Consider the following 20395-nt stretch of genomic DNA (forward strand, 5'->3'; position numbering starts at 1 on the left):
CAGAAGTTAAGCTCTTTAGCGCCGATGGTACTTGGTGGGAAGCTGCCTGGGAGAGTAGGACGTAGCCGCGTAGTCTTTTTTTATTTGGAAGAAGCACAGTTTAAGACTGTGCTTCTTTTATTTTTATAGGTTTCACGATAAACATCACAAGTAAAACATATAATATTGTAGTCTATTTAATATAATCGCACATAAAGGATTGGGTTATATGCATATAAATTATAAAAATGATATAAGGTAGGTGCTTAAGTATGAAGTTATATGGTAGTAGTAAATTAAGAAATGTAGCTGTATTAGGACATAGTGGATGTGGAAAAACAAATTTGATTGAAGCTATGTCATACATTTCAAAAAATACAAATAAAATGCCCAAGTTAACTGATAAGGTTAATATGACATATAATATGAACTTAATTCCTATAGAATATAATAATTATAAATTTAATTTATTAGATACACCAGGATATTCTGATTTTACAGGTGATGTTATATCTGTAATAAGTGCTAGTGATGTAGCAGTTATCGTAATTGATGCGACTACCAATATTCAAGTTGGAACAGAAAAATCATTAGAATTGACTGAAGGATCTATACCTAAGCTTATATTCATAAATAAAATAGATAGTGAAAAGTCTATTTATAAAAATATAATAGTAGAGTTACAAGAAAAATATTGTAATAAAGTTATACCTATGTATATGCCAGTTTATGAAGATGGCAAATTCAAAAAGTTACATAATATATTTGAAGATATGTCAGAGTTATGTGATGATTTTAAACAAGAAGCGACAGATATAAAAGAAAGTTTGATGGAGTTAATAGCTGAGACAGATGATGAGTTGTTAGAAAAATATTTTAGTGGTGAGAAATTAAATGAAGAAGATATAAAAAGAGGTATAACTGTTGGTATACAAAATGGAGATATTATACCTGTTATATGTGGATCAACTATAAATAATGTTGGAACTGAAGAAATGCTTAATATAATGTCAACTTATCTAGATAAAAATTATAGATTTGTAGAAAATGAGATTTTTAAAGGCATAGTATTTAAAACTATGGTAGATCCATTTATAGGTAAAATGTCATATATAAAAATTGATCAAGGAACATTGAATAAAGATACAGATATATATAATTTGAGTAAGAATCAAAAAGAAAAAATACTTAATATATATACAATGAAAAATGGAGAGTTAGATGAAGTACAGTTAGCCAATTCAGGAGATATTGTAATTATAACAAAGGTAAGTTCTCTTCAAACTGGAGATTGTATATCTACAAAATCTACTGAAGAAGTATATAAATTTATTAATATACCAAAACCTCAGATTTACTTTGCAATAGAGGCTAAAAATAAAGGCGATGAAGATAAAATTAGTTCAGTATTAAATAAAATTTGTGAAGAAGATCCTACTATAATTTGGAGTAGAAATGTAGAAACAAAGCAGGTTTTAATAGGAGGTCAAGGTGAACTCCATATAAATGTAGCTAAATCTAAAATGAAAGAAAAATTTGGGCTAGATGTAGATTTAGTAGATTTAAAAGTAGCTTATAGAGAAACTATAAAAGGAAAAGCGGATGTTCAAGGAAAACATAAAAAACAATCTGGTGGACATGGGCAGTATGGAGATGTAAAAATAAGATTTGAAAGATCTGCATCTGAATTTGAATTTAAAGAAGATATATTTGGAGGATCAGTTCCTAAACAATATATACCCGCAGTAGAAAAGGGAATAAAAGAATCTATGATTAAGGGAGTATTAGCAGGATATCCAGTAACAAATATAAAAGCTACTCTTTATGATGGTTCGTATCATGATGTTGATTCATCAGAAATGGCTTTTAAAATGGCGGCAAATATTGCTTTTAAAAAGGGTATAGAACAAGCTAATCCTATACTTTTGGAACCTATAATGAAGTTAAAGATAGTAGTTCCTGATGAGTATATGGGAGATGTTATAGGAGATATAAATAAAAAAAGAGGTAGAATTTTAGGAATGGAACCTACTAATAATGGAAAACAAATAATATATGCAAATGCTCCACAAGTAGAAACTTTTAAATATGCAATTGATTTAAGAGCTATGACACAAGGAAGAGGATATTTTGAAATGGATTTAGATAAATATGAAGAAGTACCTAGTCAGATAGCTCAAAAAATAATTTTAGAAAGAAATAAGAAATAAAAATAAGACCTTAAATACTTAGTATTTAAGGTCTTATTTTTATTTCTTATTGTAAAGTTTCAAGTTAAATATGCATACAATGAATCAATACAAATTAGAAAATATATATTGTTAATATAAAAAGCTAGTAAGTAAGGGGGGGCATTAGTGTATTTTGATAAGTTTACAAAGTCAGCACAAAGTGTCATAGATTCAGCTATTCAAAGTGCAAGAGATATGGGTCATCAAGTAGTTGGAACAGAGCATTTACTTCTTGGACTAGGAAAGGTAAGAGATAGCACTTCTTGCAAAATTTTAAACCAATTAGGGGTAGATAGTGAATACTTAAGTCAAAAAATTATTGATATATATGGAATAGGTATAAATGATAATAGTGATGACATATTTTTAAGTCCAAGAAGTAAGGATATATTAGATTCAGCATTTTTATATGCAGATAACTTTAATAAAGAACTTGTAGGTACAGAGCATATATTGCTTGCACTTTCTCAAGAAAGTAATAGTATTGCATATAAAATTTTAGAGAAAAAAGGAGTAAATAAGGATAAAGTAACTAATGTAATATCTGAAAAAATAGGTATAGATATTAGTGAGAGCAAAAATAGAGGAGGAGAAGAAAAGAAAAAAGATCAGCCCAAAATTCCTACTTTGCAAAAGTATGCAATAAATTTAAATGAATATGCTAAAGAAAATAAAATAGACCCTTTAATAGGAAGAGATAATGAAGTTGAGAGGATTATACAGATTTTAAGTAGAAGAAGTAAAAACAATCCTATATTAATTGGAGATCCAGGAGTTGGTAAAACTGCTATAATTGGAGGATTAGTAAATAAAATAGAGAAAAAAGAAGTGCCAAAATATTTATTTGATAAAGTTGTATATAACTTAGATATTGGAGGGATGTTAGCTGGAGCTAAGTATAGAGGAGAATTTGAAGAAAGGATAAAAAAAGTTTTAGAAGAAGTTAAGTTGGCTAATGACATAATATTATTTATAGATGAAGTTCATACTATTGTGGGAGCAGGAGCAACAGGTGAAAATTCAATGGATGCATCAAATATATTAAAACCAGTTTTATCAAGGGGGGATATACAGATAATAGGAGCAACTACCATTGATGAATATAGGAAAAATATAGAAAAGGATATAGCTTTAGAAAGAAGACTACAACCTATATTAATAGAAGAACCGACTAGAGAAGAAACTATAAAAATTTTAAATGGTTTAAAAGAAAAATATGAAAAACATCATAATGTAAAGATAACAGATGAAGCAATAATAGCAGCTGTTGATTTATCAAGTAGATATATAACAGATAGATATTTTCCTGATAAAGCTGTAGATATAATGGATGAATCAGCTTCTAGGATAAGAATGAAAAAAGAAAAATCACAAAAGGTAAAAAATGTAGTATATAGTGATATAGTTGCTGAAGTTGTAGGTCTTTGGACAGGTATACCTGTAAATAAACTTATGAAGTCAGAATGCGAAAGATTATTGAACTTAGAAAATACACTACATCAAAGGGTTATAGGTCAAGATGAAGCAATTAATGCAATTTCAAAAGCCATTAGAAGATCTAGGGCAGGGTTAAAAGATCCTAAAAGACCTATAGGATCATTTTTATTTTTGGGGCCAACAGGAGTTGGGAAAACTGAGCTATGTAAAGCTCTAGCAGAAGCAAACTTTGGAGATGAAAATCAGATAATTAGAATAGATATGTCAGAATACATGGAAAAACATTCTGTGTCTAGATTAATAGGATCTCCTCCAGGTTATATAGGTTATGATGATGGAGGTCAACTAACAGAAGAAATTAGAAGGCATCCATACTCTGTTGTTTTATTCGATGAAATAGAGAAAGGTCATGAAGATGTTTTTAATATATTACTACAAATATTAGATGAAGGTAGATTAACAGATTCAAAGGGAAGAACTGTAGATTTTAAAAATACTGTAATAATAATGACTTCTAATATAGGAGCTACATCAATAAAGAAAGAAAAGAGTTTAGGGTTTAAACCTAGTTGTAATGAAATTGAAATTGAAGAATCAAGTTATAAAATTATGAAAGACAAAATAATTCAAGAGTTAAAAAATAAATTCAGACCGGAGTTTATAAATAGAGTAGATGATATAGTTGTTTTTCATAAGTTAAGTTTAGAAAATTTATATGATATAGTTAAGTTAATGATAAAGCAATTAGTAGATAGATTAAAGTCTATGAATATAGATATAGATGTACAAAAAGATGTAATTGAATTTATAGCTAAAGAAGGATTAGACTTAGAATATGGAGCAAGACCTTTAAAAAGGGCTATACAAAAAGAGATAGAGGATTCTTTATCATATGAAATATTAAGTGGATATATAAATCAAGGTGATAATATTATTGCAAAAATTAAAAGCGATAAAGTAGTATTTGAAAGAAAACTAAAAGAAATATGAGGGAGCTTTAAATAAGCTCCTTTATATTTATAAATTTAACATATTAATCACTATATATGTTAAAATTAATACTAGATAAAAAATTTACATAAGGGTGAGTTTATAAATGGCAAAGATAAAAACTAAATACGTGTGTCAAGAGTGTGGATATGAAAATAGCAAATGGCTAGGAAAATGTCCAGAATGTAGTAATTGGAATACTTTTGTAGAGGAAATAGAAGAAAAACGTTCTAAGTCTAATAAGGAAGTATTTATTATAGATAAATCTTCATCTAGACCTTTAAATATAAACTCAATAGAAACAATAAAGGAACAAAGATTTTCTACATGTATAAATGAGCTAGATAGAGTTTTAGGTGGAGGAGTTGTAAAAGGATCATTAGTATTAGTTGGAGGAGATCCAGGGATTGGAAAATCTACACTACTTATTCAAGTGTCAAGTAATGTAGCTAATAGTGGGAAAAAAGTATTATACATATCAGGTGAAGAATCTGCATCTCAAATAAAAATGAGGGCTCAAAGATTAGGGATTAAATCCGATAATTTATATATATTTGCTGAGAATAATTTAAGCATAATAGAGGCTCATTTAGAAAGTGTTAATCCAGATTTAATAATTGTTGACTCAATACAAACAGTCTTTAGTCCTGAGATTACATCAGCTCCAGGTACTGTTAGTCAAATAAAAGAAGGTACATCAAGATTTATGAAAATTTCTAAAAAAATGGGTATATCAACCTTTGTAGTTGGACATGTAACTAAAGAGGGTGCTTTAGCTGGTCCAAAAGTATTAGAGCATATGGTAGATACTGTGCTTTACTTTGAAGGAGAGAGGTTTAACACATATAGATTAGTAAGAGCTGTTAAAAATAGATTTGGATCAACCAATGAATTAGGTGTATTTGAAATGAGAGAAATTGGACTAGTTGAACTAGAGAACCCATCTAAAATTCTTATATCAGAAAAACCTAAAGATGTAGCAGGGTCAGTAATTATTTCAACTGTAGAAGGAACTCGTCCTATGCTACTAGAATTACAAGCTCTAGTTTCACCAACAAGTTTTGGTATACCTAAGAGAACAGCAACAGGAGTAGATTATAATAGAGTATCTTTATTAATGGCTGTTTTAGAGAAAAGAGTAGGTATGCAAATACAAAATCAAGATGTATATATCAATGTAGTTGGAGGAATAAAAATAAATGAACCTTCAATAGATTTAGGAATAGTTATGTCAATAGCATCTAGTTTTAGAAATATACCTATAGATGGTAATGTTGCTATAACTGGAGAGGTTGGACTTACAGGAGAAATAAGAGCTGTAAGTTTTATAGAAAAGAGAATTGCTGAATGTAAAAAATTAGGATTTACAAAAATAATAATTCCAAAGAGTAATCATGAAGCAGTAAAAGATATAAAAGGTATAGATATATGTCCTGTTGATAGTGTAAGACAAGCTATAAATATAGTATTAGGAGGAAATAGATAGTATGAGTGATTTTTTTAGTGGGAAAAAAGCAATAAGTACATTAAAAATGATATCTCCTGGTACTAGTCTTAGACTAGGTATAGACCATGTTTTAAAAGCTAAAACAGGTGGTCTTATTGTTATAGCTGATGGTGATGACGTAATGAAAATAGTAGATGGAGGTTTTCAGATAAATGCTGAATACTCTCCTGCATACTTATATGAACTTGCTAAAATGGATGGGGCTATAGTATTAAGTGGGGATATAAAAACTATACTTTATGCAAATGCACAGCTTATTCCAGACTATTCTATAGAAACTAGTGAAACAGGAACTAGACATAGAACAGCGGAAAGAGTAGCTAAACAAACAGGGTCAATAGTAATAGCTATATCACAGAGAAGAAATGTTATAACTGTCTATCAAGATGATAAAAAATATGTAATAGAAGATATATCTAAAATATTCACGAAAGCTAATCAGGCATTACAAACGTTAGAAAAATATAAAGCGGTTTTAGATCAAGCTATAATAAGTTTAACTGCATTAGAATTTAAGGACTTAGTAACTTTATATGATGTAATACTTGTAGTTCAAAAAATAGAAATGGTTATGAGAGTTACAAATATAATTGAAAAATATATAGTTGAACTAGGTATAGAAGGAACATTATTAAGTATGCAGGTTGATGAATTAATGGGGACAACTAAAATTGATCAAAATCAAATTTTAAAAGATTATAAAAGAAATGATATGACTTTAGCTGAATTTAAGAAAAAGATTATATCATTATCTTCAGAGGAATTATTAGATTTAGCTAATATAGCTAAAATGATTGGATATACTGGATTCACAGAGAGTATGGACATGCCAGTTAGACCAAGAGGATATAGAATTTTAAATAAAATTCATAGGTTACCAAGCACTATAATAGAAAATCTAGTAAATTACTTTGAAGATTTCCAAGATATATTAGATGCCACTACTGAGGACTTAGATGATGTTGAAGGTATAGGTGAAATAAGAGCTAAGTATATAAAAAATGGACTTATAAAAATGCAAGAATTATCGCTTATTGATAGACACATATAGAACATTGAAATAACTTTGTTCTTGAATATAGTTATTAGTTTGATTATAATAAGAAAATATTAAGGAAAAATATAGGGGGTGAAAATTTGTTATCAAAAATAATAAGAGTAATGATAGGAATCTTAGGATTTGCTGTAGGTATGACGACTTATATATCATCAGCTAGAAACTTTCCTGTACTTTCATTTGGATCAGAATTATATGGATTTATAGGTTCAATAGTAATTGGGTTAGTAATAGGATTCATGTTTTATATTTTGGGACCTTGGATTATGAATAAGTCTAAAAAAATAGCAAAAGACATGGATAAGGAAATATCAAAATATCCCCAGACTGATATAATATTAGGAAGTATAGGATTAATAGTAGGTCTTGTTATTGCATATTTAGTCAGTCAATTGATATTATCACTTAACATACCTATAGTAGGAAATTTATTATCACTATTTACATATGTATTTGTGGGTTATTTAGGGATAAGAATTGCACTTAAAAGTAAAGATGACATATTTAACTTAAATAAACTAACAAGATTAGCACCAAATAAAGATAAGGGAACTAAAAAAGAAAAAAGTATACCACCTAAAGTTTTAGACACTAGTGTCATAATTGATGGTAGAATAGCAGAAATATGCCAAACTGGGTTTATAGAAGGTAAGCTTGTAATACCAACTTTTGTGTTAGATGAACTAAGACATATAGCTGACTCATCTGATGATTTAAAAAGAGTTAGAGGTAGAAGAGGTTTAGATATACTAAACATAATACAAAAAGAGCTGAATATAGAAGTAGAAATAAGTACTAAGGACTTTGATGATATAGCTGAAGTTGATGCTAAGTTATTAAAACTAGCAGAAACACTTGGAGGTAAAGTTGTAACTAATGATTATAACCTAAATAAGGTTGCCCAAGTTCAAGGTGTAGAAGTTCTTAATATAAATGAATTAGCAAATGCTATCAAGCCGGTAGCTATACCTGGAGAATATATGATAGTACAAGTTGTAAAAGAGGGTAAAGAATCAAATCAGGGTATTGCATACCTTGATGATGGAACTATGATAGTAGTTGATGGTGGAAAGAAATATATGGGAGAAACTATAAGAGTTTTAGTAACTTCTGTATTACAAACACCAGCAGGAAGAATGATATTTGGAAAACCAAAAGCTGATTAAACTTAAGTCTTCAGAACTAAATTCTGAAGGCTTTTTTAGTTTTTATAAATATATACTAATATCTATATGATAAAATATAAATAAATTATTATTAGAAAATAAAGAGGTGATAATGTGAATGGAGTTATAATAGTAGCAGCTGGAACAGGAAGTAGAATGAAAAAAAATATAAATAAACAATTTATTAAATTAGATAATAAAGAGATTATAGCTTATACAATAGACAAGTTTTATATAAATAATGAAATAGATGATATCGTTGTAGTAATAAAAAAGGATGAGGAAGATTATTTTAAAGAAAATATATTAGAAAAATATAATTTTAAAAATATAAAAATAGCTTATGGCGGAGAAGAAAGACAAGATTCAGTGTATAATGGAATTCAAAAGCTTGATAAAAACTGTGAAGTTGTTTTAGTGCATGATGGGGCAAGACCTTTTGTAACTGAGGAAATAATAAATAATTCAATCCAAGAAGCTAAAAAGCATAATGCAGTTGTTGTTGGAGTTAAAGTAAAGGATACTATAAAAGTTGTTGGGGAAGAAGGAAATATAGTAGATACCCCAAATAGAAAGTATTTATGGTCAGTGCAAACTCCACAAGTTTTTAAATATGATATAATCACAAAAGCATATGAAAATGCATATAATGAAAATTATTACGGAACAGATGATGCAATGTTAGTAGAGAAAATAGGATATGATGTTAAAATGATTGAAGGATCATATGATAATATAAAAATAACAACACAAGAAGATTTAAATTTTGGAGAACAAATATTAAGAAAATAGAACTAACGGAGGATAATTATGAGAGTAGGAATGGGTTATGACGTTCATAAATTAGTTGAAAATAGAAAGTTAATATTAGGCGGAGTTGAAATACCACATGAGAAAGGCTTGTTAGGTCATTCAGATGCAGATGTATTACTTCATGCGATAATGGATTCTATATTAGGAGCGTTAGCATTAGGAGATATAGGTAAGCACTTCCCTGATACAGATGAAAAATTTAAAGGTGCAGATAGTATGAAACTATTAGAACATGTATATAATTTAATAAAAGAAAAAGGTTATGTTATAGGGAATTTAGATGCTACTATAATAGCTCAAGCACCAAAGATGGCACCTCATATACAAGACATGAGATTTAATATAGCAAGAGTGCTAAATACAGATATAGATAATATAAATGTTAAGGCTACAACAGAAGAAGGATTAGGATTTACAGGTAATAAAGAGGGAATTTCTTCACAGAGTATATGTTTACTAGTTAAGATTGACAATAATAAATAATTACTATAAAATGATATTAAATAAATTGAAAATACTAAAAGCTAAGAAGAGGAATAGTAGAAAACAAAATTTTTTACAGAGAAGAAGTAATAGGTGAGAGCTTCTATAAATTTAATTTCGAACCAGCCTTAGAGCTTAAGAGCGGTAAAAAGTTCTTACGGTAAGGACCGTTACATCCTACAAAGAGAATTAATATATTTTATGTTAATTAACTAGAGTGGTACCGCGGAAATATAACCTTTCGTCTCTATATAGAGATGAAAGGTTTTTTTGATTATAAATAAAAAATAGGAGGAAAATTTATATGAAAATGTCAAAGATGTTTATGCCTACTTTAAGAGAGGTTCCAGCAGATGCAGAAATAACTAGTCACCAATTGATGATGAGAGCTGGTATGATAAAGAAAATGTCATCAGGGGTATATAACCAGTTACCTATGGGAATAAGAGTTTTCAAAAAAATAGAAAATATAATAAGAGAAGAATTAAATAAAAAAGGATGTCAAGAAATATTATGTTCAGCATTAATCCCAGCTGAGTTATGGCAAGAATCTGGAAGATGGGATGTAATGGGAGCAGAAATGTTTAGATTAAAAGATAGAAACAATAGAGATTACTGCTTAGGGCCAACACATGAAGAAGTTTTTACAGATATAATAAGACAAGAAATTACATCATATAAACAATTACCTTTAAACTTATATCAAATACAAACTAAATATAGAGATGAAAGAAGACCAAGATTTGGAGTTATGAGAACTAAGTCTTTTACAATGAAAGATGCATACAGTTTTGATGTTGATGAAGCAGGTTTAGATAAATCATATCAAGATATGTATGATGCATATACAGAAATATTTAGAAGATGTCAGTTAGAAAATAGCCCAGTTCAAGCTGATTCAGGAGCTATAGGTGGTTCTACTTCAGCAGAATTTATGGTTAAATCTCCTGTTGGAGAAGATGAAATAGTATTCTGTAGTGGATGTGATTATGCAGCTAATATAGAAAAAGCTCATTCAGTAGATGATTTAAAAGCTAAAGAAGAAATGAGAGAATTAGAGCCAGTTCATACTCCAGGAGTAACTACTATAGATCAATTATGTGAGTTCTTTAATACTACAGCAGATACTTTTGCTAAGACTTTAATATATGAAGCTGATGGTAAAATAGTCGTTGTTTTAGTAAGAGGAGACAGAGATGTTAACGAAATTAAGGTGGCTAATGCTATAGGTGAAGTTATAGAATTCGATTTAGCAAGAGAAGAAGTTGTAAAAGAATTAACTAATGCAGAAGTAGGGTTTGCTGGACCTATAGGAATGAAAGCTGATTATATATTTATAGACAAAGAGGTTGCAGAACAAAGTAATATAGGTGTAGGTGGAAACAAAACTGATTACCACATAAGAAATGCTAACTTTGGAAGAGATTTTGATGGTGTAGTTGGAGATTTCAGAAATGTTCAAGAAGGCGACAAATGTACTTGTTGTGGAGCTAAACTTGAAATAGCTAGAGGGGTTGAAGTTGGTCATATATTCAAATTAGGAACTAAATATTCAGAAACTATGGGTGCAAATTTCATAGACAAAGATGGAAAGAGTAAACCAATTGTTATGGGATGTTATGGAATAGGAGTTGAAAGAACAGCTGCTGCTGTAATTGAACAACACAATGATGAAAATGGTATCGTATGGCCATTATCGATAGCTCCATATCACGTAGTAGTAGTTCCAGTTAATATTAAAAAAGCAGAGCAAATAGAAGCTGCTGAAAAAATATACAATGAGTTACTTTCTATGGGCGTAGAAGTATTATTAGACGATAGAGATGAGAGAGTAGGAGTTAAGTTTAAAGACTCTGAGTTAATAGGTATACCTATGAGAATCACAGTAGGTAAGGATATAACTGATGGCAAGGTAGAATTTAAATTAAGAAAAGAAGCTGAAAAAGAGTTAATAACTTTAGAAGAAATAGCTGATAAAATAAAAGCTGAATTTATAAAAAATGAGGTAAAATTAGGATAGTTTAAAATTTAAATAGTATATATAATCCACTAAGTTATTAACAATTTTAATAAAATGTGGATATATATACTATTTAATTTTATATAAAAATAAATTTATCCACAGAAAAAAGTATAGTAAATTATAGCATTTATATTATAAATATGTCATAAATTTGGTATTATAATATATAGAACAAATTTTAGGAGGTAAGATTATGAGTGTTAGAGTAAGATTTGCTCCAAGTCCTACTGGATTTGTACATATAGGTAGTTTAAGAACGGCTTTATACAACTACTTATTTGCAAAAAGAATGGGCGGAGAATACATATTAAGAGTTGAAGATACAGATAGAACAAGAATCGTTGATGGTGCAATAGAGAACATGTTAGAAGCTATGGCATGGGCTGGCGTTAATCATACAGAAGGTGTTGTTTTAGGAGAAAATAAAGAAATAACCCAAGTTGGAGAATATGGTCCATATATACAATCAGAAAGATTAGATATATATAAAGATTATATACAACAATTATTAGACAATGGAAAAGCATACTATTGCTTCTGTTCAAAAGAAAGATTAGATGAAGTTAGAGAAAAGCAAAAAGAAGCTGGAGAAACTCCTAAATACGATGGAAACTGCAGAAACTTATCAAAAGAAGAAGTAGAAGCTAAATTAGCTGCTGGTGAAGAATATGTAATAAGATTAAAATTACCTGAAAATCATGTTATTAAATTCACTGACTTAGTAAGAGGAGAAACTGAATTTAATACTGATGAATTAGATGATCAAGTGTTAATAAAAACAGATGGATTCCCAACATATCACTTTGCAGTTGTAATAGATGATCATCTTATGAAAATAACACATGTTATAAGAGGAGAGGAATGGATATCATCTACTCCAAAGCATGTATACTTATATGAAGCATTTGGATGGGAAGCTCCTACATTTGTGCATCTTCCAAATATACTTAACAAAGAAAAGAAAAAGTTAAGTAAGAGACATGGAGATGTTGCAGTAGAAGACTTCAAGAAAAAAGGATACTTACCAGAAGGATTAGTTAACTACGTTGCACTAGTTGGATGGTCTCCAGATGATAACCAAGAGTTATTTACAATGAAAGAATTAGAAGAGCATTTTTCAATTGAAAGAGTATCTAAGAGTGGTGGAGTATTTGACACAGATAAGTTAAACTGGGTTAATCAACATTATATAAAAGATGCTTCAGATGAGTATATAACTGATTTAGCTATACCATTCTTAATAGAAGCTGGATATATAACTGAAGAAGATGCTAAAAATAGATATGACTTTGTAAAAGACATGGTATCTGTTGTTAAAGAAAAATTACAATATGTAAAAGAAGTAACAGAACATGTAAATATATTCTTTGGTGATAAGGTAGAATTAGAAACTGAAGAATGTAGAGAATTTTTAAAGCTTGAGCATATACCAACATTAATAAATGCACTAGAAGAAAAAATAGGTGCAGCAGAAGAAATAAATGAAGAAGCATTTAAAGCTATGTTAAAAGAAATTCAAAAAGAACATGGAATAAAAGGTAAAAACTTATTCATGGGAACAAGAATTATATTAACTGGTCAAATGCATGGACCAGATTTACCAAAAGCAGCAGCTGTTATAGGTAAAGATATGTGTCTAAATAGAATTAAATATGTAAAAGAAAATTTATTATAAAAATAAAACCCTATCTTAAATAGATAGGGTTTTATTTATGTAGGATTTTGAAGAAAGATTATACTTAAAAAATAGAGGGATTTCAAATATAAAAACTTAATATATTTTTAAGAATATTAGGAGGTTATACTTATAAAAAGATATATAAGTGTAATTATTTTTTAGTATATTTTTAGGAGGAAAGTATGAATATAGAGATTAAGGATATAAAGGAGGATTTAAATCATCTGTGTCAAGAATATATAAATATAATAACTAAAATGAAGGATGAAGATATAATTAATAGTGATTTATATGATAAATGCACATCAAGTAAAATTGATTTTTTGGAAAAGACTAAAAGTTTATAGGTAAATAATAAGTTTCTTTATAAATTTACTAGGGTATAATAGTAGTACTATTAATTAGAGTAAATATAAATTATAATAGATTATATGGTTAGTTTTAGAATTTTAAACATAACAGTGAGGTGAATAGAATGAAGTTATACAATACGTTAACAAGAACAAAAGAAGAATTTGTTCCAATTGAAGAAGGAAAGGTAAAGATGTATGTATGTGGACCAACAGTCTATAATTTTTTCCATATAGGAAATGCTAGACCTTTTATAATATTTGATACATTTAGAAGATACTTAGAATATAGAGGATATGATGTAACATATATTCAAAACTTTACAGATGTTGACGATAAGATAATAAAAAGAAGTAACGAAGAAGGCATAACTCCTGAGCAAGTTGCTGATAAATATATAGATGAATACTTTAAGGATGCAGATGGATTAGGTATAAAAAGAGCTACAGTACATCCAAGAGTTACTGAAAATATAAATGAGATTATTGAATTTATAAAAGAGCTACAAGAAAAAGGATATGCATACGAAGTAAATGGAGAGGTTTACTTTGACACTCAAAAGTTTGAAGGTTATGGTAAATTATCAAAGCAAAATCAAGAAGACTTAGAAGCTGGGGCTAGAATAGAAGTTAATTCTCAGAAAAAACACCCAATGGATTTCGTTTTATGGAAACCTAGAAAAGAAGGTGAGCCAGGATGGGAAAGTCCATGGAGTGTAGGTAGACCAGGTTGGCATATAGAATGTTCAGTAATGTCTAAGAGATACTTAGGGGATACTATTGATATACATGCTGGAGGTCAAGATTTAGCATTCCCACACCATGAAAATGAGATAGCTCAAAGTGAAGCAAGAAGTGGAAAAAAATTCTCTAATTACTGGATACATAATGGATATATAAATATAAATAATGAAAAAATGAGTAAATCTAAAGGAAACTTCTTTACGGTTAGAGATATAGCTGATAAATACGACTTAGAAGTTGTAAGATTCTTTATGTTATCTGCTCATTATAGAAATCCAGTTAACTTTAGTGATGAAATGTTATCTCAAGCAAAAGCAGGACTTGAAAGACTATATAATACTAAAGAAAAATTAGAATTTACATTAAGCAATTTAAAAGAAACAAATTTAAAAGAAAATGAAAAAGACTTATTAAAAGAATTAGATTCATATAGAGAGAAATTTATAAATGCTATGGATGATGATATAAATACAGCAGATGCTATAAGTGCTATATTTGAGTTAGCTAGATTTATAAATTCAAATGTAAATGAAGAATCATCAATAGAGTTTGCTAAAAAATGCTTATCAGAGTTTGAAGAATTAACAAATGTATTAAATATTGTTAATAAAAAACAAGATGAGGTTTTAGATGCAGATATAGAAAAATTAATACAAGATAGAACTGATGCAAAGAAAAATAAAAACTTTGCTTTAGCAGATGAAATAAGAAATAAATTATTAGATATGGGTATCATTTTAGAAGATACTAGACAAGGAACTAAGTGGAAAAGGGTGTAAAAATGGAAAATATAAACTTAGCTACAGTATCACCATTGGTACTTGCTTATTTAGGGGATACTGTATATGAATCACGCATAAGAGAGTATCTGATAAATAAGAATGTAAATAAAAAAGTAAATGATTTACATAAGACAGCTATAAAATATGTAAAAGCTAAGGCGCAAGCTAACGTAATCCTAACTATAGAAGATTCTTTAACAGAAGAAGAACATAGAATCTATAAAAAGGGACGTAATCAAAAATCTCATACTACACCTAAAAATGCAGATATTATAGACTATAAGAATGCAACAGGATTTGAGGCGTTAATAGGTTATCTTCATATGAAGAAAGATTATGATAGAGTTGAAGAAATAATAAAAAGAGCGATTGAAATAACAGAAGAGAGCATGTAATTTTATGGGGCTATCTCTAAAAAGAGATTAGCCCTTTTTTACTGTAAAAGAATTCTATTTAATTTGATAGACTCCATTTTTAGACAAAATAAGGTATAATTATATAATAAACTATTAAGGAGGTATACTTATGAAAGTTAAAGTAATAGCACATACACCAGAACCAGAAAAGGTGATATCAATGGCTGCTAAGTTATGCTACTCTTCAGTTGGAGTAGATGAAATAGAGCAAAACTTAACGGATGAAAGTGTAGAAAAGTTTTTAAATATGTTAATAAATATAGGACATGAATCTCCATTAGAGCATGTGTCATTTACATTTGCAGTGGAGGGAATATCTAGAAGTTGTTCTCATCAAATTGTTAGACATCGTATAGCAAGCTTTTCACAACAAAGTCAAAGATATGTTAAGCTTAATCAGTTTGAATATATAGTTCCTCCTGAAATAGAGCAAATAGAGGAAGCAAAAGAAGTATTTATAGATGCAATGAATAAAGATCAAGAAGCATATGATAAATTAGTGGATATATTATTTGAAAAACACTATAATAATTTAATAAATTGTGGAAAAAATGAAAAAGAAGCTAAAAGAAATGCAGAAAAGAAAGCAATAGAAGATGCAAGATATGTATTTCCTAATGCATGCGAGACAAAAATGGTATTTACTATGAACACTAGAAGTTTATATAACTTCTTCCATCATAGATGCTGTGAAAGGGCTCAATGGGAAATAAGAGAATTAGCTATTGAAATGTTAAGACAAGTTAGAGAAATAGCTCCTATATTATTTAAAAATATAGGCCCTAAGTGTGTAACAGGACCTTGTCCAGAAGGTAAAATGACATGTGGAGATATAGTACAAGTAAGAGAAAGATTTAATAATTTATAGGCGGTGAAGAGTTTGGCAAACATAGAAGGTAGAAATCCAGTTATAGAAGCTATAAAAAATGATAGAGAGATAGATAAAATTATGATAGCAAACGGAGCAAAAGAAGGCTCTATAAAAAAGATTGTTGCTATGGCTAAAGAAAAGAATATAGTAATTCAATATGTAGATAGAAATAAATTAGATGAAATAAGTACTAGTCATTCTCATCAAGGAGTAATAGCTAATGTAAGTGACTATAGATATTATGAATTAGATGAATTAATTAAAAGTGTAGAAGAAAAAGGTGAAGACCCATTTTTTATAATATTAGATGAAATAACAGATCCTCATAATTTAGGATCTATAATTAGAACTGCTGATGCTGTAGGAGCTCATGGGGTTATAATACCAAAGAGAAGATCAGTTCATATTACACCAACAGTAGCAAAGGCATCTGCTGGTGCAGTAGAATATGTTCCAGTATGCAAAGTAACTAATATTGTTAATACTATAAAAACATTAAAAGAACATGGAATGTGGATTGCAGCAGCAGATATGGATGGACAAACATTCTATGAACAAAATCTAACAGGACCTATAGGATTAGTAATAGGAAGTGAAGGATTTGGAATATCAAGATTAGTTAAAAAGAATTGTGACTTTACTGTTAAAATGCCTATGGTAGGAAATGTTACATCATTAAATGCGTCAGTAGCAGGAAGTATTCTTTTATATGAAATCTTCAAGCAAAGAATGGGTGTAAAATAGGTAATGAAAAGAAAAATTAATCATTATCTAATAATTGATGGATATAATATTATAAATGCATGGGATGATTTAAAACATATAGCAATAGATGATTTAGATGCGGCAAGAGAGAAATTAATTAATATTATTATTGAGTACGCTGAGTTTTCAGGTCAAAAAGCAATAGTAGTATTTGATGCGTACAATGTAAAAAACTCTATGGAAAAAGTAGAGAAAAGAAAGTATATAACAGTAGTTTATACAAGAGAGCATCAAACTGCAGATAGCTATATTGAGAAGTTAATGACATCATTATCTAAATATGATGTTGTTAAAGTAGCTACAAATGACTATGCAGAACAGCAAATAATTTTAGGTAAAGGTGCATCAAGATTATCTGCAAGGGAACTAAAATTAGATGTTGAAGAAGCTAAAACTAAAATGAAAAGTAAACAAATTACATCAGAAAGAAAAATTCAGAGAAATTGGTTAGAAGATAGGTTAGATGAAGAAACTTTGTCGAAACTTGAGAACATTCGTAGAAACCGTTGAAAATACTAACTTTTTTAACTTATAATATACCTATGAAGTTAAGTAATGGGGGAGATAAAAATGTTAGTAGCTAAAGAAAAGGGTTTTGAGTTTGTAAATAATGCTCAGCAAGATGAGTACGAAATAGTATTAAAAGCTAATAAAGGGGATACAATAGCACTGGAGTATATAATTACGAAATATAAAAACTTTGTTAAAGCAAAGGCAAAGTCATATTTTTTAGTTGGAGCTGATAAAGAAGACATAATACAAGAAGGTATGATAGGTTTGTATAAAGCAATAAGGGATTTTGATGGAAGTAAAACAAATTCATTTAAATGCTTTGCAGAAATATGTATAACAAGACAAATTATAACTGCAATAAAAACTGCAACAAGACAAAAACATATACCTCTTAATTCATATGTATCTTTAAATAAGCCTATATATGATGAAGAATCTGATAGAACGCTATTGGATATAATAGCTACAAGTATAATAACTGATCCAGAAGAGCTAATAATAAGTAAAGAAGAGCTTAAAAACATAGAATCAAAGATGAATGAGATTCTAAGTAAATTAGAGTTAGAGGTTTTAGAATTATACTTAAATGGCAAGTCATACCAATACATAGCTGATAAATTAGATAGAGATGTAAAATCAATTGATAATGCTCTACAAAGAGTCAAGAGAAAATTGGAAAAATATCTTGAAAACAGAAATAATTAATAGTAAAATACTTAGCATAAGCTTAATGTAAGCATTAACAAATAAAACTAAAGGAGGAATTCAAAATGGCTAAAGCTAAATTTGAAAGAAGTAAGCCACACGTTAATATAGGAACAATAGGTCACGTTGACCACGGTAAAACTACATTAACTGCAGCTATAACAAAAACATTATTCGATAGATATCAATTAGGAGAAGCAGTAGATTTTGCTAACATAGATAAAGCTCCAGAAGAAAGAGAAAGAGGAATCACAATATCAACTGCTCACGTTGAATATGAAACTCCAAATAGACACTACGCTCACGTTGACTGCCCAGGACATGCTGACTACGTTAAGAACATGATAACAGGTGCTGCTCAAATGGACGGTGCTATATTAGTTTGTTCTGCAACAGATGGACCAATGCCTCAAACAAGAGAGCATATATTATTATCAAGACAAGTTGGTGTACCATACATAGTAGTATTCTTAAACAAATGTGATATGGTAGACGATGAAGAGTTATTAGAGTTAGTTGAAATGGAAGTTAGAGACTTATTAAATGAGTACGAATTCCCAGGAGATGACACTCCAATAGTAAGAGGATCTGCATTAATGGCATTACAAGATTCTTCTTCAGAGTGGGGAGATAAAATAGTTGAATTATTCGAGCAAATAGACGAATATATACCAGCTCCAGAGAGAGATGTAGATAAAGACTTCTTAATGCCAGTAGAAGACGTATTCTCTATAACAGGAAGAGGAACAGTTGCTACAGGTAGAGTTGAAAGAGGAGTATTAAAGGTTCAAGACGAAGTTGAATTAGTAGGTTTAGCTGAAGAGCCAAGAAAGTTAGTAGTAACAGGAGTAGAAATGTTCAGAAAGTTATTAGACGAAGCGCAAGCTGGAGATAACATAGGAGCATTAATAAGAGGTATACAAAGAAATGAAATAGAAAGAGGACAAGTTTTAGCTAAGCCAGGAACTGTTAAGCCTCACACTAAGTTCAATGCAGAAGTATACGTTCTTAAAAAAGAAGAAGGTGGAAGACATACTCCATTCTTCGATGGATATAGACCACAATTCTACTTCAGAACAACTGACGTAACAGGAGCTTGTAAGTTACCAGAAGGTGTAGAAATGGTTATGCCTGGAGATAACATCCAAATGACTATAGAGTTAATAAACTCAATAGCAATAGAAGAAGGATTAAGATTTGCAATAAGAGAAGGTGGAAGAACAGTAGCATCAGGTGTTGTTGCTTCTATAATAGAGTAATTCTCTTATTACTAATATAAATTTTAAAATTAAAAAAAAGAGGGGGATATCCTCCTCTTTTTTTAACTTGAAAGCAACAAAAACATTGACATGCCTACTAATTTGTGATAATTTATATGAGGTGATGATTCAAAAATGAGATATTGAACCTATTATACAGAGTAGGCAATAAAGTTAACAATATATATATTGTATTTACGAGTTGGAGGTGTAGCAGATGAGAGTTAAAGTAACTTTAGCATGTACAGAGTGTAAGCAAAGAAACTACAACACTACTAAAAACAAAAAGAATAACCCAGATAGAATAGAACTACAAAAGTACTGTAGATTCTGCAAGAAGCATACTGCTCATAAAGAAACAAAATAGTTTTTATAAGGATGTGAGTGTGGAATGGCTGCCCAATTAAATGAAAGTCCAAGAACTAAAAATAAGTTTAGTTTTATTAGATATGTTAAGGAAACTAAACAAGAATTAAAAAGAGTTACGTGGCCAACAAAGAAAGAGCTTTTAAAAAACACAGGAGTTGTTTTAACTGTTGTTGTTTCGGCTACTATCTTAGTATGGGCTTTAGATAGTGTATTATCTGGTGCACTAAATCTAATACTAAAATAGAAAGGAAGAATCA

Annotated in this window: 19 protein-coding genes and 1 other annotated feature; all 19 genes read left to right on the top strand. The window is 29.3% G+C overall.

Going from position 1 to position 20395, the window contains the following annotated elements:
* Nucleotides 1–251 precede the first annotated feature (251 nt).
* Nucleotides 252–2189 carry an elongation factor G gene (locus ATCC9714_RS00060; RefSeq protein WP_057545379.1) on the top strand — a complete coding sequence of 646 codons (1938 nt, stop codon included), beginning with the start codon at nucleotides 252–254 and terminating at the stop codon, nucleotides 2187–2189.
* A gap of 147 nt (nucleotides 2190–2336) precedes the next feature.
* Complete coding sequence (locus tag ATCC9714_RS00065; RefSeq protein ID WP_057545380.1) at nucleotides 2337–4637, top strand: ATP-dependent Clp protease ATP-binding subunit; 2301 nt, start codon at nucleotides 2337–2339, stop codon at nucleotides 4635–4637.
* A 106-nt stretch (nucleotides 4638–4743) separates the two neighbouring features.
* Entirely contained in the window at nucleotides 4744–6123 is a 1380-nt protein-coding gene (gene radA, locus ATCC9714_RS00070) for a DNA repair protein RadA (RefSeq protein ID WP_057545381.1), read from the top strand.
* 1 nt (nucleotide 6124) lies between these two features.
* Nucleotides 6125–7195, top strand: a complete 1071-nt coding sequence (gene disA, locus ATCC9714_RS00075; protein ID WP_055340114.1) for a DNA integrity scanning diadenylate cyclase DisA — start codon at nucleotides 6125–6127, stop codon at nucleotides 7193–7195.
* 86 nt (nucleotides 7196–7281) lie between these two features.
* On the top strand, nucleotides 7282–8367 hold the full coding sequence (locus ATCC9714_RS00080) for a PIN/TRAM domain-containing protein (protein ID WP_021127537.1): 1086 nt from the start codon (nucleotides 7282–7284) through the stop codon (nucleotides 8365–8367).
* 114 nt (nucleotides 8368–8481) lie between these two features.
* A complete protein-coding gene (gene ispD / locus ATCC9714_RS00085; protein WP_021121689.1) occupies nucleotides 8482–9159 on the top strand; it encodes a 2-C-methyl-D-erythritol 4-phosphate cytidylyltransferase in 678 nt (225 codons plus the stop codon).
* A gap of 18 nt (nucleotides 9160–9177) precedes the next feature.
* Complete coding sequence (ispF, locus tag ATCC9714_RS00090; protein WP_021127539.1) at nucleotides 9178–9663, top strand: 2-C-methyl-D-erythritol 2,4-cyclodiphosphate synthase; 486 nt, start codon at nucleotides 9178–9180, stop codon at nucleotides 9661–9663.
* A gap of 34 nt (nucleotides 9664–9697) precedes the next feature.
* Nucleotides 9698–9915, top strand: a binding site (T-box leader).
* Nucleotides 9916–9967: 52 nt separating this feature from the next.
* Nucleotides 9968–11683 (top strand): proline--tRNA ligase, encoded by a 1716-nt coding sequence (locus ATCC9714_RS00095; protein ID WP_057545382.1) that lies wholly within the window; start codon nucleotides 9968–9970, stop codon nucleotides 11681–11683.
* A gap of 196 nt (nucleotides 11684–11879) precedes the next feature.
* Nucleotides 11880–13361: a glutamate--tRNA ligase gene (gltX, locus tag ATCC9714_RS00100; protein WP_057545383.1), complete on the top strand. Its 1482-nt coding sequence runs from the start codon at nucleotides 11880–11882 to the stop codon at nucleotides 13359–13361.
* A gap of 185 nt (nucleotides 13362–13546) precedes the next feature.
* Nucleotides 13547–13711 carry a hypothetical protein gene (locus ATCC9714_RS00105; RefSeq protein WP_021121695.1) on the top strand — a complete coding sequence of 55 codons (165 nt, stop codon included), beginning with the start codon at nucleotides 13547–13549 and terminating at the stop codon, nucleotides 13709–13711.
* 128 nt (nucleotides 13712–13839) lie between these two features.
* Nucleotides 13840–15237, top strand: coding sequence for a cysteine--tRNA ligase (gene cysS / locus ATCC9714_RS00110; protein WP_057545384.1), 1398 nt, complete (start codon nucleotides 13840–13842; stop codon nucleotides 15235–15237).
* A gap of 2 nt (nucleotides 15238–15239) precedes the next feature.
* On the top strand, nucleotides 15240–15635 hold the full coding sequence (locus ATCC9714_RS00115) for a Mini-ribonuclease 3 (RefSeq protein WP_101508048.1): 396 nt from the start codon (nucleotides 15240–15242) through the stop codon (nucleotides 15633–15635).
* A 130-nt stretch (nucleotides 15636–15765) separates the two neighbouring features.
* Nucleotides 15766–16524 (top strand): FAD-dependent thymidylate synthase, encoded by a 759-nt coding sequence (gene thyX, locus ATCC9714_RS00120; RefSeq protein WP_021127545.1) that lies wholly within the window; start codon nucleotides 15766–15768, stop codon nucleotides 16522–16524.
* Between the two features lie 12 nt (nucleotides 16525–16536).
* Nucleotides 16537–17271: a 23S rRNA (guanosine(2251)-2'-O)-methyltransferase RlmB gene (gene rlmB / locus ATCC9714_RS00125; RefSeq protein WP_021121701.1), complete on the top strand. Its 735-nt coding sequence runs from the start codon at nucleotides 16537–16539 to the stop codon at nucleotides 17269–17271.
* 3 nt (nucleotides 17272–17274) lie between these two features.
* The gene (locus tag ATCC9714_RS00130) at nucleotides 17275–17802 is read left to right on the top strand and encodes an NYN domain-containing protein (RefSeq protein WP_021127546.1); all 528 of its coding nucleotides are present in this window, start codon (nucleotides 17275–17277) and stop codon (nucleotides 17800–17802) included.
* 60 nt (nucleotides 17803–17862) lie between these two features.
* Complete coding sequence (gene sigH, locus ATCC9714_RS00135) at nucleotides 17863–18510, top strand: RNA polymerase sporulation sigma factor SigH (RefSeq protein ID WP_021121692.1); 648 nt, start codon at nucleotides 17863–17865, stop codon at nucleotides 18508–18510.
* A gap of 65 nt (nucleotides 18511–18575) precedes the next feature.
* Entirely contained in the window at nucleotides 18576–19769 is a 1194-nt protein-coding gene (gene tuf / locus ATCC9714_RS00140) for an elongation factor Tu (protein WP_054632066.1), read from the top strand.
* Nucleotides 19770–19986: 217 nt separating this feature from the next.
* Nucleotides 19987–20136, top strand: a complete 150-nt coding sequence (gene rpmG / locus ATCC9714_RS00145) for a 50S ribosomal protein L33 (protein WP_021121979.1) — start codon at nucleotides 19987–19989, stop codon at nucleotides 20134–20136.
* A gap of 24 nt (nucleotides 20137–20160) precedes the next feature.
* Entirely contained in the window at nucleotides 20161–20382 is a 222-nt protein-coding gene (gene secE, locus ATCC9714_RS00150) for a preprotein translocase subunit SecE (RefSeq protein WP_021121980.1), read from the top strand.
* Nucleotides 20383–20395 lie beyond the last annotated feature (13 nt).

Origin of the sequence: Paraclostridium sordellii, from assembly GCF_000953675.1 — a bacterium.
Lineage (GTDB): Bacteria > Bacillota > Clostridia > Peptostreptococcales > Peptostreptococcaceae > Paraclostridium > Paraclostridium sordellii.